General features: G+C 54.7%; 13 protein-coding genes. 1 reads left to right on the top strand and 12 read right to left on the bottom strand.

Annotated features, from left to right (window positions below; translation table 11 throughout):
- Nucleotides 1-224 precede the first annotated feature (224 nt).
- The 12 genes from acpP to JMJ16_RS24090 form a co-directional block, all read right to left on the bottom strand.
- The gene (gene acpP, locus JMJ16_RS24145) at nt 225-461 is read right to left on the bottom strand and encodes an acyl carrier protein (protein WP_201369493.1); all 237 of its coding nucleotides are present in this window, start codon (nt 459-461) and stop codon (nt 225-227) included.
- Complete coding sequence (gene nusB, locus JMJ16_RS24140) at nt 461-904, bottom strand: transcription antitermination factor NusB (protein ID WP_007911637.1); 444 nt, start codon at nt 902-904, stop codon at nt 461-463. Before nusB ends, acpP begins: the two co-directional genes overlap by 1 nt.
- Nucleotides 905-937: 33 nt before the next feature.
- Complete coding sequence (locus tag JMJ16_RS24135; RefSeq protein ID WP_007911636.1) at nt 938-1294, bottom strand: Asp23/Gls24 family envelope stress response protein; 357 nt, start codon at nt 1292-1294, stop codon at nt 938-940.
- Between the two features lie 307 nt (nt 1295-1601).
- On the bottom strand, nt 1602-2630 hold the full coding sequence (fabD, locus tag JMJ16_RS24130) for an ACP S-malonyltransferase (RefSeq protein WP_201385628.1): 1029 nt from the start codon (nt 2628-2630) through the stop codon (nt 1602-1604).
- A gap of 167 nt (nt 2631-2797) precedes the next feature.
- Nucleotides 2798-2986: a 50S ribosomal protein L32 gene (gene rpmF, locus JMJ16_RS24125; protein ID WP_007911634.1), complete on the bottom strand. Its 189-nt coding sequence runs from the start codon at nt 2984-2986 to the stop codon at nt 2798-2800.
- A gap of 48 nt (nt 2987-3034) precedes the next feature.
- Entirely contained in the window at nt 3035-3550 is a 516-nt protein-coding gene (locus tag JMJ16_RS24120) for a DUF177 domain-containing protein (RefSeq protein ID WP_201383015.1), read from the bottom strand.
- Between the two features lie 326 nt (nt 3551-3876).
- Entirely contained in the window at nt 3877-4548 is a 672-nt protein-coding gene (locus tag JMJ16_RS24115) for a hypothetical protein (RefSeq protein WP_201385626.1), read from the bottom strand.
- Between the two features lie 89 nt (nt 4549-4637).
- Nucleotides 4638-5144: a pantetheine-phosphate adenylyltransferase gene (gene coaD / locus JMJ16_RS24110; protein ID WP_201385624.1), complete on the bottom strand. Its 507-nt coding sequence runs from the start codon at nt 5142-5144 to the stop codon at nt 4638-4640.
- A gap of 223 nt (nt 5145-5367) precedes the next feature.
- Entirely contained in the window at nt 5368-5727 is a 360-nt protein-coding gene (locus JMJ16_RS24105; protein WP_201383021.1) for a hypothetical protein, read from the bottom strand.
- A gap of 65 nt (nt 5728-5792) precedes the next feature.
- Nucleotides 5793-7082: an MFS transporter gene (locus JMJ16_RS24100; RefSeq protein WP_255553243.1), complete on the bottom strand. Its 1290-nt coding sequence runs from the start codon at nt 7080-7082 to the stop codon at nt 5793-5795.
- Between the two features lie 971 nt (nt 7083-8053).
- Nucleotides 8054-10795, bottom strand: a complete 2742-nt coding sequence (gene recG, locus JMJ16_RS24095) for an ATP-dependent DNA helicase RecG (RefSeq protein WP_201385622.1) — start codon at nt 10793-10795, stop codon at nt 8054-8056.
- Between the two features lie 301 nt (nt 10796-11096).
- Nucleotides 11097-12035 (bottom strand): NAD(P)-dependent oxidoreductase, encoded by a 939-nt coding sequence (locus JMJ16_RS24090; RefSeq protein WP_201385621.1) that lies wholly within the window; start codon nt 12033-12035, stop codon nt 11097-11099.
- A gap of 282 nt (nt 12036-12317) precedes the next feature.
- On the opposite strand from JMJ16_RS24090, the gene JMJ16_RS24085 reads away from it, so the two are divergent.
- Entirely contained in the window at nt 12318-13592 is a 1275-nt protein-coding gene (locus JMJ16_RS24085; RefSeq protein ID WP_201385620.1) for an MFS transporter, read from the top strand.
- Nucleotides 13593-13636 lie beyond the last annotated feature (44 nt).

The following is a 13636-nucleotide window of genomic DNA, read 5'->3' as shown; positions in this document are numbered from 1 at the left end:
GTCTCTCTATTACTCAGATGCACGAGGATGTGAAAGTGTGACAACCAAAATTTCTTTTTTGAAAAAAATATTATTATGTCGTAGTCTTACAAAGAAATAGTAGCAAATATATGGGATCTCGCAAAGGGGAGTGTGTGGAAAGTATACAGGTTGTCTGAAGGGGAGTGAGGGAAGTTACAGGGTGGCCTAGGCCACCCTGTCATGAGTCCGTAGGAAGAAAAAAATTACCGCAGGTGCTCTTCGATATAATCCTCGGCCTCTTGCACGGTCGTGATTTTCTCGGCGTCCTCATCGGAGATCTGAACTTTGAACTCTTCCTCAAGGGACATGATGAGTTCGACGAGGTCCAGCGAATCGGCGTTGAGATCTTCAACGAAAGACGCGCTAGAAACGACCTCGCTCTCGTCGACACCAAGCTGGTCGACGATAATTTTTTTCAGCCTATCATGAATAGTTGGCATTATTTCACCTCGCTTTCCGCTTTTGGGGTGGGCTGTTGTTGAGCCCGATTAAATATAGTACCTAGGACGCCATTAATGAAGCGGCTCGAGGTGTCACTGCCGAAGAGCTTGGCAAGTTCCACAGCCTCATTGATAGCAGCCTTGGCTGGTACAGTATTATTAAACAGAATCTCGTAGATTGCAAGTCTCAGGATATTTTTATCGACACGAGCCATCTGTTGCAGTGGCCATTCGCGAGCGGCACTCTGGATATGCGCGTCGATATCAGCCAGGTGCTTGCAGACACCCTCGGCCAGCTCTTGCGCGTATTCTACCACTTTGGCATGGAGATTACGCTCTTCAGCGTGCCGCTGCAAGATCTCAAGGGGATCATGATGGACCATGTCGTATTCATAGAGTGTTTGCAGTGCGACCATGCGCGCTTGCCTGCGTATCCCTGGCATAGTATCCTCAAAAAATGTCAAACTAATGACGTGTTATGCAATGTCATAAATGTAGATGTTGACTTCTTGCACCTGCATCCCGACCATATCTTCGAGCGCAGAGGCAACCTCATCCTGTACGGCAGAGCCGATTGAGACGATATCGACATCTGCATCAACGATCAAGTATAAATCGGCCGAGACGGTGTTCTCCCTCACTGTTAACCCAACCCCCTGAGGAGGAATGTCGTGTTTGAGGAGGCGAGACCACTGGTTACGCATCGCCACTGTGGGTGATGTATTGGCCATACCGATTACACCTGGAATCTGCAACGCGCTATGCGTTACGATAGTCGAAAGTACCTGTTTGGCCACGCGAACGGAGCCAATGCTTTGATAGGCGCTTGCCATCTTAACCTCTCTTCTCTGTGAGTGCCACACCAGATGAAATGGGTAAGTAAGATCGCAACCTTCCAGTGTTAAGGAGCGAGCGACTTATTTGACAAATGACTACGGTATATCTGTCGCTATCGTAGTTGAGCATTCAGGCGCTATTGCAAATTATCTAAATCCAAAGATAGGCCCTTTTGCGAGCTATGTCAAGTATATATCCCAAATGGTGTGCCCGTCCATAGTAGGAGGACTTCAATACTGGTTTTGGACAGGTCTCCGACTCTTCAGACGGAGAGCCTGTCTATATGCTCACACAAGCAAGCAGCTACGCCAAAACATCCTGTTCGCGTAGCTGGGCTGCGGCCTTTGCGACCTCGCTGGCGTTGCCAACGTTCATAATCGTGACGCCCTTCGCGATGCGCTTGACCATGCCCGCAAGAGCCTGGCCCGGACCAATCTCGATAAAGATGTTGACGCCAGCCTCCACCAGGTACTGGATGGTCTTGACCCACTGTACAGAGGATGCCACCTGTTGGGCAAGCTCCTGGCGCAAATGCGAGGGGTCGGTGAGCGGCGTGCCATCGATATTGGCGATGATGGGAAGCGCGGCCTCACGAAGCTCAAGCTCTGCCAGCGTTTTCGCCAGGCCTTGCGCGGCTGGCTCCATCACGGGTGAGTGGAAGGCACCGCTGACCGCGAGAGGAATCACGCGCTTGGCGCCACGCGCCTTCGCCAGTTCTCCCGCCAGCTCAAGCGCCCGCTTCTCACCAGAGATTACGATCTGGCCGGGAGCGTTATAATTGGCGATAATGACGCGTCCCTGACCGGGATGGGTCGTAGCCCCCGCTAGCTCCGCGAGTGCCTGCTCAGTTGCTTCCTGGCAGACCTGGTGCAGTGGCTCTTCGTCCATGGCGATGACGGCGGACATGCCCCCGGGGCAGACCGTGCCTTCATGCTCCATCAGGCGGCCCCGTTCGCGCACGGCCAGGATGGTCTCTTTGAGATCGAGTGCGCCCGCGACAGGCAGCGCGCTCCATTCGCCCACACTATGGCCCGCGACAAAGGCGGGTGTGAGGGGCGTAGACCAGGAAGAAGGCTCGCCAGGGGAGAGGGCTTCTTGGAGTGCGGCAAGATACGCGAGGCTGACGGTCACAATAGCGGGCTGAGCGTTAATGGTATCACGCAGGGTGGTTTCTGGGCCGTTGAAGCAGAGATCGCTTAGTGAGAACCCGAGGGCGTCATCGGTGGCGGCAAAGACTCTCTGGGCCGCGGGAGAGGACGCGAAGATATCGGCTCCCATGCCAACAGCCTGACTTCCCTGCCCTGGAAAAAGAAAGGCGACTCTGGTCGTCATGCTATTTTGATCCTTATTCCGAAAACCAACGTCGCTTACGCGACTAGTGCTTTACCCATTCGGGCACAAGCGCACTCAGGTTTTCGGAGAAGTAGTACTCTCAAAAAAAAGAAGCGGCGTATGTAAGAGACTTCACGAAGAAGCGTTACATTGCCGCTTGCTTGTCATTACTTGCTGGCCTTAGGAAGAAACACCTGGCGGCCACGGTAGGTGCCACAATTAGGGCAGGCATGGTGCGAAAGACGTGGTGTTTTGCACTGAGGGCAGGCCACCAGTTGTGGTAATTTCAGGTGATGATGTGCCCGGCGCTCACCCTGACGAGCGCGTGAGGTACGCTGCTTTGGAAGTGCTCCCATGGTAATTGTTCTCCTCTTCCACCCGTTGAAAATCTGGGTGACATGTGCTTATGAATTGTCCTGCTGCAAAAGTGTCTTGAGGACGCTGAAACGTGCGTCTGGCTCTGGTTGGCATTCACAAGGACCCTCATTGAGATCCTTCCCGCATTGCGCACACAGCCCGGCGCAATCTTCGCGGCAGAGGGTCACAATAGGTATCGCAAGCAGGACCTGCTGGCGAATCGCCTCGGTAAGGTCAACCAGGTGGTGATCGTCGATAGGGAAGGCATCTTCCGCGTCTACAGGTTCGACAGGAATACCAGTTACCACATCGACGGTTGGATAAAACCGCTCTTCAAAGTCTACATGCTGCGGCTGCTCGAAATGCTTGAGGCAGCGTGTGCACTCTAGTTCAACGGTAAGGTCTACCCAGCCGTCCACCAGAATTCCCTGGTTGATGTGACGTATACGAGCGTGACCTGCGATAGGACCGATGACCTTGAGATCTTCGTCAAGCTGAATATCATCTTCGCTAAAGTCGGACTCAAGGCTGGTACCGACGAGCGATTTCAAAAGTTGCGCCACATTAAAGATCATTCCTTGTTCCCTTTCCACTAGAAAGTTGAACCCTTGTGTGAGACATCACCAGGATATCTCCTCTCAGTAAAAATGCATACTGAAAATAGCGATATGGCGCAAAGTGAAAAGTTCTTGCTCTTTGCTGGCGCTTGCTCATTATAGACAAGCCTTGAAAGGGTGTCAAGACCCGTATGCGGCCACGGGTAAGGGAGGCACCGCGAGGATGCCGCATGGATAGTGCGTTTACCTTACGCGTGCCGTAGAGCGAAAAAGAGGTTGGCGTACGAATAGGACCCGTTTGACGTCTGCCCTCCAGCGCGACAGGTGACATGCTAAGGCTGGTTAATGCCAATGGTATCGGCCGCCAGAGAGGAGCGCCGTGGACGTGGCTGTGGTAGTATATTAGCTGGCAGTGATCCACCGGGGGAGTCTTCCACTAGTTCTCCTACCTCCTCCTCTTCGAGAAATGCTTCTTCCTCGTTGATGTATGCTGTGGCGTCGTGCTCTTCCAGGCTATTGTCCCCTGCGGTGGCGATTTGCCCATGTTCCTCCAGGCTCTCGATGCCACGCTCAACGCTTAAGACGGTGCGGCTGACCCTGGTCTCCACTTGCACAAGCTGTTCATGCAGGGTGCGTAGCGTCTCGATGACATAGGCGTCGGCGTCGCCCTTCAACTGCTGGGCCTTTTGTTCGGCCTGGTTCAGCATCTCCTGCGAGCGCTGTTCCGCGACCTTCAGCAGCCCCTCGCGGTTGATGACGCGCTCGGTCTCCTCACGCGCGCGATTGAGCAAGGCGTTGGCATCGGCCTGGGCCTGAGCGAGGATACGTTCTTTATCCTGAATAACGCGGCGCGCCTGCTTGACCTCTTCAGGGATCGAGGTGCGCATCTGCTCAATAATATTGAAGATGTCGGTCTCTTTTATGACGACCTGGTTAGTCAGAGGCACGCGCTTGCTTGATGCGATGAGATTATCCAGGCGATCAACGAGGTACAGAATGTCCAAGAACTTCCTCCTTCCCTCTCCTGGTGCGTACGCCGAGAAGTCATAAGCGCTACGTGTATGGATGCCAGGGGGTAGTCTCTGAGCGAGCGCTATTGGCCGAACCTATGGCGTAGCGCGCGTACTACCGCGGCGGGAAGCATATCATCGACATTGCCTCCCAGGCGAGCAACTTCCTTGAGCCGGGATGAACTGATAAACAGGTGATCCAGGCTGGTGAGCAGGCAGATGGTCTCGATTTCAGGTGCGAGCTTGCGGTTCATCAGGCTTTGTTCAAACTCAGTGCCAAAGTCGTTGGGAGAGCGTAAACCTTTAATGAGCGCGCAGCCACCAAGAGAGCGTACATATTCTACTACGAGTATCGAGAAGGTTTCGATGCGCACATTGGTCAGGCCTTCGGCGGCAATGACTTCCTGCCAGAGTGAGAGGCGTTCGTCAACGGTGAAGAGCACATTTTTGTCGGGAAAGGCGTAGATTGCGATGACCAGTTCATCGAAGAGGCGCGCCGCTCGGCGCGCGATATCGAGATGTCCATTGGTAACTGGATCAAAACTTCCCGGATAGACTGCTATGCGTGGACGTTGTGCTTCATTGCTCACGTCAGAACCCCCCCTTAAAATAGTATGTAAAAACTCATAGTACATGGCCCCTGGAAAGCAGGGTCTTCTGTCCATTAAACCATAGTAGGGTCATTTCGGCAATAGCGTGCAAAGTGATGAAGAGGGCCAGGCAGGGTATGAGATGGGAAGTCACGAGACATAAACAAGAAGCACCCCCATCTAATAGAGAGTGCTTCCTGAAGAGAACAGTGATACCGAGTATTTAGATGCGCTTGTAGCGAGCGTAGAGCATCTCGCCGAAGCCGATGGCGCCCAGACCCAGCAGCAGGTGGATGGTGCGGATGATGTCATGGGCGGGGCCAATGAGAATGTTGTCCTGAGTAAGACCTAAGGCGATGACGATCAGACCATAAATGGCCGCGCCAATCGCGATTCCTGCATTGCCAGGTTTGGTGGTGGCCAGGGTACCGGCGATGATCCAGAGACAGATGACGGCGATAATACCAACGCCCTGGTGTACATCGGTGCGCACGATATAGTTGCCGGCCCAGTAGAAGATGCCCAGAATAAGCGCGACCAGAACGGCGAGGCGCAGGACCATGATAGAGATACGTGCTGCCATGTTACGAAAACTCCTTACAGTGTTGTAGTTGTAATTGAAAAAGGTAAATGTAGGCCTGGATGAGCCTAGTCGTGGGACGAGGAGGGAACCTCGACGGCATCGGCCCGAGCTGGCTGTGCAGGCTGTGTAACTCGTGCAATTGTGGGGAAGGCTACAAGCGTCGCCAGCACCACAAGTATACCACCCACGATAAAGGGCGTGCCCGCGCTACCTATCTTATAAATAGCGCCAGCGATCAAGGGGCCAATGATGCGAGCCAGGCCCGCGAAGCCCTGAGACAGTCCGAGCAGTTCACCCTGGGTTTCGCCGGGACTGGCGAAGGAGAGCAGCGTCGAGACGGTGGGACTCACCGCGCCATCGCCGATGCTGAGAACACCCAGCGTGACCATGAGCCAGGAGAGCTGAGTGCTAAAGGCCAGGGCGATAAGCCCAAGCGCCATAAGTACCAGCCCGGCCAGCATAACACCTCGCTCTCGCCAGCGCTTGACGAGCTGGCTAACCAGCCCTCCTTGCATGATGACGATGATGACGCCGATGTAGGTAAAGACATAGGCGTTCTGTGTTGCTTCCCAGTGAAAGTAATGCTGGGTGAAGAGCGGAAAGATATTCTCCATCCCCGTAAAGGCGACGGTGTAGAGCAGGTTGACCAGGATCAGCGAGAGCACCGCCGGGTTATGAGCCAGGTTGCCCCACCCGGAGAAGAAGGCGCCAATCCCGCTCTTACTGGCCTTTTTGCTCTGCCTCTGCTCCTGGCCCGTCAGGCGTTTGCGGCTCTCAGGCAGAAGCACAATCACGAGCACGGCATTGAGGAGGGCGACTGCGGCGGCGATCCAGAACGGTAGTCCAGGATATGGGCCAGCGAGCAGGCCACCCAGGGCGGGACCGATGACAAAGCCCAGCCCAATCGCGGCACCGATCATGCCCATGCCTTGCGCGCGTTTCTCCGGAGGCGTGACATCGGCAACGAAGGCCTGAGCCGAGCCGATATTTGAGGCTCCCAGACCGCCAACGAAGCGCGCCACCAGCAACATAGGCAGCGAACCCGCCAGGGCCGTGAGCACCAGGGAGAGCGCCTCAATGACGAGGGAGACAACAATGATCGGCTTGCGCCCATAGCGATCTGAAAGGGTGCCTAGAATGGGCGTAAAGAGGAATTGGGCCAGGGCATAGAGACTGGTGAGCATGCCAATCATAAAGGCGTCGGCCCCAAAATGCTCTGCCCAGAAGGGCAGGAGGGGAATTACCAGGCCAAACCCTGTAATATCGATCAGGACAGTCAGCGCCATCAGCAGGAGTGCCGTGCGTTGCTGTTTATCCATAACTGTGCTCCTCAAAGTGTGTGTCCTGTTCCGTATTTTTAGCAGACCTCACTGGCTGCGTCTAAGTAGGTAGAAGTACCTGACCTGCCTCAGACGATGCAGCAGAAGCGATAGTTGCTGTACCCTCGCGTCGTGAGCTACTTTCTACCAGCAAAGGCTGTCAATTATGACGTGAAACCTACGTTAAGTCAAAATTGACCTGATGGGCTAAAAATATGCCCCAGTTGCTTCCAGCCATCTCTCTCACCTATGAGGGGACAGACGTGGAAGCTGCCTGGGGAGATGTGCGTAGATGGGCTATTGTGCGTTCAAGCCAGCTGATTTCAGCGTCAAGCAGTGTCAATTTGTGGACCTGCACAAATAAGTGCGCGTCATCAGGATGGCTCAGCGTTTGCACCTGTGTGACTGGTCATAGCATAACGGATTTCCAGTATATTCTGCAAAGCTCTACCCAAAGTGGGCGGGGCTTTTATGGTCTTTGCCACATGACCAGTTGGTATCTATGTGTCAATTGTCACAATTGGTTTGTTTCTATGTAAGCCCATAAGCCATTTTCCATTTATCAGATGGCTTTAAGTCGGTTCTGACTTGCTATAAATAAGGAGTGTCAATGAAGAAGAAGAGTCTGCAGGGGCACAAAACATTGAGGGGGCGAAGCGTTTATGACGGCTGAGGAACGAGAACAGGCGCTCTGGGTAGCGTCACAACGCTATATCAATGGTGACATAGATTAGACGAATTTGAAGCGGTTGAGCACATGCAAGCCGAAAAATTACGTGAGGCGATGCTCTCACTCTCATGGCAGCGTGTGCGCGGCTCTTTAAAACGCAGACTTTTTGGACTCTGGGGCGACTCCAGGTCAGCATAGTTTACTCTTGGCAAAAGCAGTGTCTCCAGTAAATTGTAGGGTCCATGCAAGCATGGACTTTTTCTCGCTGGAGAGGGTACCAAGTTGGTGGGCGTAAGAGTCCATGCTTGCATGGACCCTACAACGCCGGTAAATGGGGCTAGTGGGCCATGAAATCTTGCCAGAAGAGGTGCATCCGCTCACGGAGCGCCGTGTGCTCTGGCTTGCGCAGGTAGGGGTCTCCTGCCCAGACGCTTGCGGCGATCTTGCGCGTGAGTTCGATCATGCGGGTATCGCTGAGATCGGCGATGCGCATCTCTGGCATCCCGCTCTGGCGCACACCAATGAAATCGCCGGGACCGCGCAGGCGTAGATCCTCCTCGGCGAGCTTGAAGCCATCATCAATCTCCTCAAAGACTCCCAGGCGCTCCTGTGATTGCGCGCCTGCGTCTTCGCTCAGCACATAGCAGTAAGACTGGTGTTTGCCGCGCCCGACGCGGCCACGGAACTGGTGGAGCTGCGAGAGGCCAAAGCGGTCGGCATCTTCAATGACCATGACTGTGGCATTGGGAACATCGATACCCACTTCAATGACTGAGGTCGCGACCAGGATATCAAGCTCATGGTCGCGGAAGCGGTGCATGACCTGGTCTTTTTCAGCGGGCTTCATTGCGCCGTGCAGGAGGCCGAGGCGCAGAGTTGGAAAGATCTCACGTTGTAGGCGCTCATACTCAGTTGTCGCGGCCTTGACCTGGAGCGACTCGGACTCCTCGATCAAGGGGCAGATGATAAAGGCCTGGTGACCCTCCTCCACCTGCTGGCGAATAGTATCATAAGACTCAGCTCGGCGTGCTCCTGTGCGCCAACGTGAGATGATCTTCTGACGCCCTGGAGGCAATTGATCGATAACAGAGACATCCAGGTCTCCGTAGAGCGTCAGGGAGAGAGTTCGCGGAATGGGCGTGGCCGTCATGACGAGCATGTGCGGATGATATCCCTTCTTGCGCAGGGCATCGCGCTGCTCAACGCCAAAGCGGTGTTGCTCGTCCACAATGACCAGTCCCAGCTTATAAAACTTGACATCATCCTGGATCAGGGCGTGAGTGCCGATAGCTACAGCAGCCTCGCCGCTCTCCAGCATGGCGCGTCCACGGGCGCGCTCGCTGGCCCGCTGGCTGCCAGTGAGGAGGACGGTGCGAATCCCGAAAGGCTCAAGCATCTTGCTGATACTGCGCGCATGCTGCTCCGCCAGCAGTTCGGTCGGGGCCATGATCGCGCCCTGGCTGCCATTGAGGACCGCCATAAAGAGGCCCGCGGCGGCGACAGCGGTCTTACCGGCTCCGACATCACCTTGCAAAAGGCGGCACATCGGTTTGCTCTTCGCCATATCGACGAAAATCTCGCTGATCACACGGCGTTGGGCGTCGGTGTAGTGAAAGGGAAGCGTTGCCTCCAGAGGTGCATCGGTCGCCGTTACAGACCAGAGCGTCGAGCCAATGCCGATATTGCTTAAAGTGGTACCACTGGCAGGAGACGTGTCCTGGTCCTCGTCAGTTGGGGGGGCGATAAAGATTTTATCGGGATAGATGGTTAAGGCGTTGCCCTGGGGGGCCTCGAACTGCCAGCGCTCGCGGCGCTCCTGCATGCCGAGCTGGATCATAAAGAGCTCGTCAAAGGCGAGGCGGCGATAGGCGCGCTGGCGCTCTTCTTCGTTATCGGGATAGTGAATTTTTGCCACGGCCTCGGGCAGGGGTATAAGCTGTGCCATATCGCGGATCGGCGTGGGAAGGTGATCGGGAACCATCTGAGCATAGCGATCAACTACCCACTTGGTAAAGCGGCGCAGCACCTTGGCTGAGAGGCCTGCGGTCAAGGCGTAGGTCGGCACGAGGCGGCCTGTGTTGAGCAGATCATTCTGTTCGGGTAGCTCATGGCTCTGTACATTAAACTCGACCTTGTTGCCAAAGCGCTGTTTCTTGCCCGTTATCACGATATAGCAGCCCTGTGCGCGCTCCAACTGTTTTTGTAAATAGGGTTGGTTAAACCAGGTGGCGTAGAGCTTGCCGCTGTCGTCCGAGATAGTGGCGATGGTGCGGGACTGATTGCCCCTGGTGCGCTTGACTGTGACCTCCCAGATCAGACCCATAGTGGTCGAGACCTCATTGAAGGGGACATCGACGATGGGTGTGATCTTGCTATAATCGCGGTGCTCGCGCGGAAAATAGAAGAGCAGGTCGCGCACGGTGCGTATCCCCAGGTGATGCAGGTGTTTCAGGGTTGTGGGACCTACACCGGGTACCGCGCTTACATCCGCGCTGAGGAGCGTCAGCGAGGTATGCCCCTGGCTCATTCCGGCTTCGAGGCGGATGGTGTTTGGCGGTGGCAGTGGTGGCGGCTCGACCGGGCGCTTTACGTGAGGTACATCAGGCTCCTCCGGGGGGGGAGCAGGTGGTTGGTGCGTAGCAGGCGTGGATGATGGCGCAGTCGACTGTTTCTGCTGGCGTGGCGCTGGTGGGGCCTGTGTTGTATTAGTATTATGAGGGAGCGTCGTTGCCTGCTTTCCCTGGAGAATGACTGGGGCGGTGCTTTGGGGCGTAGCAGGGGCGGGTGCTCCATCAAGCTCGTTTAGATCAGCCAGAACCAGGCGCAGGCGACTGGCACGCTGGTCTGGTGTAAGTTGGCGATACCCCTCCAGGTGCGTTCGCAGGCGTAGCACGATAGCGGGATCAAGACCGATATTCTGTAGCAGTGGGCGCGTTTCATCCACCCAGCGGGCAACAAAGGTTTCCAGCCCTCCGCCAAGGATGGCTTTATCCTGGTACTGAGTGCGTTGTTCATGTTGTAAGATTTTACGCGCACGCTCAATGTAGGGCGCGAGAGCATTTGTTTGTGTTTGTGACATAAGGAAAAAGTATAAGATAGTGTGCTGTAGGCGCGCCATGCTGGCGACCAGACAATAGATTTTTTAGCGGTAAGCGCTATTTAGCTAGACTGATAGACTGATAGGCGATGTCATGTCGTTGTCGATCTCACCCCCATGATAGAGGTTTTATGGAACAGATGTCAAGCTCTCATGAGAGCACGACAATGCTTCTCAAACGCCATTCATTCTCTTCTCTTCCTGCTCACAAGCTCGCCGGAGGCAGGAAAGATGGACATGGCGCTGGGGCAAATACCCCAGCGCCATGTCCATCTTTCCTACTTTATCTGGCGGCACGTCGAGCCTGGGTTGTGCTCGAAACAGTTGCCGGGATGATCCCTAGTTGCTCTTCATCGGGCCAGATGCCCCTCTGGGGTGACCACCCGAGGCGGCTGCGTGCGACCTCGTTGCTGCAACGGCAGGAGTGCGGTTCAGGCAGTTCTGGCTGGCGTACCGGATGGGGCACGTGCAGCAGGTTTGCCAGCCTGTCGAGGTAATCTCCATATTGAATGGGTTCATCGACGATATTGAAGGTAGAGCCAGCCGGAGCTGATTCCAGGGCTGTCACGATCGCAGAGGCCATGTCATTGACATGCACAAGTGATAGGTAACTCTGTCCCCTGCCGGGAACCGTCAGACGACTGGCTCGCAGCCCTTCAAGCTGGTTCTCCTGATCGGTCCCTGGGCCCACGAATTGCCCCGCACGCAGAATGCACCAGTGGAGCTGGCTGGGATGGAACGAACTGACCATTTCCTCCATTTTGATCACGGGGGCGCAGATAGTCGCACGCGTGGGAGAGCTATCCAGGGGAACGTTCTCATGCAGCCAGAAGTCGCCCCCATCGGGATAGGCCATCACAGTACTCAACTGGATATAACGCCTGGCCTTAGCCGCGAGCGCGGCGCTTAACAGGGATTGTGTCCCTTCTGTTCGTAGGCGCGTTGTGGCCCTCCAGGCATCGGGATCAGGATGATTAGGATCTCGTGGAATAGCGGTTGCTGTGTGTACAACCGCATGACAGCCAGAGATATGCGAAGGCAGGTGTTCAATAGTGGCGGGAGCCAGGAGGTCGCCTATAACGGCCTCGACGCCAGCAGCTTCCAGTGCACGAGCCTTATCAAGCGTGCGCGCCAGGGTACGCACGGTATGTCCCCGTTGCAACAATTGAGGGAGGAGCGCGCGTCCAAGGACCCCGGTGGTCCCGACGACGAAGATCTTCATGGGAAACTCCTTCGTATGTGGATGAGTGAGACGTCATACCTCCAATACTTTCAATGTACCATAGAGGGAAGCAATAGAGGCTGGTGAAATACAGATCAACTTGTTGAAAATTTACTTTAAATTGCCAAAAATAAGCAAATAGACATTGACTTTGTTGATGGTAGGTGTTAATATTGCCATGGAATTGGTGTTTTATTGCAAGTGATTGAAGTTTTTTGTCTAATGGCGAGCGAATGTTGTGGGGCGGAATACAGAGGCTTAAAAAATTGAAGGAGCTTGAGAATGTTTACCGCACTAAGGAAGCGTAATTTTGCGTTATTATGGCTGGGACAAATTGTCTCGTTATCGGGTGACTGGCTGTTGCTCCTGGCGCTACCATTCTACATCTATCAATTAACAGGCTCGGTATTACAGACGGGCATAATGTATATGATTGAGATGTTGCCGCGTATTCTCCTGGGGTCACTGGCTGGTGTTTTTGTTGATCGCTGGGATCGACGTTGGACGATGATTATTGCCGACCTTTCGCGTGCAGTGGTGCTCCTACTGATCTTGTTGGTTCATACACAGAACCTGATATGGGTCATCTATGTTGCAGTCGCGTGCCAGGCGATCATCTCCCAATTTTTTACACCCGCCTCGATGGCGCTCATTCCTACGCTTGTGGGTGAGAAAGACTTGATAGGGGCCAACTCGCTTTCGTCTTTTAGTGAAGCCCTGACGCGCCTGATTGGGCCGCCTTTGGGAGGTATACTGTATGCCTGGCTGAGTACAACAGGAGTGGTCGTGGCGGATAGCGCGACCTATCTCTTTTCAGCTCTGATGATAGCCTTGATTGCTGTCCCTGCTCGTGCTACGGCACCACAGCCTGATGCAGTGGTCTCGGTTGGAGAGGCGACAAAGAATGTCTTGCGCGAGTGGAGGAGTGGCCTGGGGATAGTTAAACGCGATGATGTCATCCTGGGCGTTTTCTTGACGATGAGCGTGCTCATGATAGGACAGGGTGTGCTCAATGTCATGCTGGTGCCGCTGACAGAAAAAGTACTGCATGGCGGCTCAGTCACGCTGGGCTGGATTATTACCGCCCAGGGTGTGGGTTCTTTGTTGGGCGCATTGCTGGTGGGCCAGGTGAGTAAGGTAGTTCGCCCGGTTGTGCTGGCAGTGTTGGCGCTGGTAGCCACGGGAAGCGCCATCTTGATCATCACCCACTATCCTCATCTACTGATTTCTCTGCTCCTGATTGGTATAGTGGGTGTCTTTATCGTTGGCTTAATGGTAACCACACAGACGCTGCTGCAAATCAGGGTTGAGGATAGTTATCGCGGTCGTGTCTTTGGCGCATTCGAGGCGCTTCTCTCCATCGCTATGTTTGCAGGCCTGATTCTCGCCACCGGCGCGGGCGACCGCTTGAGTACAGTTACTCTATTAGACATCTCAGGCATTCTTACACTCCTGGCGGGCGTCGTCGCCCTCCTGACGCTGCGCAATGCGCGCCTGAAGGATGATGCTCAGGAAGAGCCGAGCCCAAGCAAGTCAGCGCTAGAGGTAGTCTCCTGACTAATAGGATCATTCAGGAAGAGAGTGGCAGGCTGTCGTCCATG

This window comes from Ktedonobacter sp. SOSP1-52, from assembly GCF_016587395.1.
Note: the sequence above shows the minus strand (reverse complement) of the source record. Positions and strands in the feature narration are given on the sequence as shown.

Excerpts from the sequence above, each read along its gene's own strand:
- acpP (WP_201369493.1), bottom strand. The coding sequence starts at position 461 with ATGCCAACTATTCATGATAGGCTGAAAAAAATTATCGTCGACCAGCTT.
- recG (WP_201385622.1), bottom strand. The coding sequence starts at position 10,795 with ATGTCACAAACACAAACAAATGCTCTCGCGCCCTACATTGAGCGTGCG.
- JMJ16_RS24085 (WP_201385620.1), top strand. The coding sequence starts at position 12,318 with ATGTTTACCGCACTAAGGAAGCGTAATTTTGCGTTATTATGGCTGGGA.
- nusB (WP_007911637.1), bottom strand. The coding sequence starts at position 904 with ATGCCAGGGATACGCAGGCAAGCGCGCATGGTCGCACTGCAAACACTC.
- rpmF (WP_007911634.1), bottom strand. The coding sequence starts at position 2,986 with ATGGGAGCACTTCCAAAGCAGCGTACCTCACGCGCTCGTCAGGGTGAG.
- JMJ16_RS24135 (WP_007911636.1), bottom strand. The coding sequence starts at position 1,294 with ATGGCAAGCGCCTATCAAAGCATTGGCTCCGTTCGCGTGGCCAAACAG.
- JMJ16_RS24105 (WP_201383021.1), bottom strand. The coding sequence starts at position 5,727 with ATGGCAGCACGTATCTCTATCATGGTCCTGCGCCTCGCCGTTCTGGTC.
- JMJ16_RS24090 (WP_201385621.1), bottom strand. The coding sequence starts at position 12,035 with ATGAAGATCTTCGTCGTCGGGACCACCGGGGTCCTTGGACGCGCGCTC.
- fabD (WP_201385628.1), bottom strand. The coding sequence starts at position 2,630 with ATGACGACCAGAGTCGCCTTTCTTTTTCCAGGGCAGGGAAGTCAGGCT.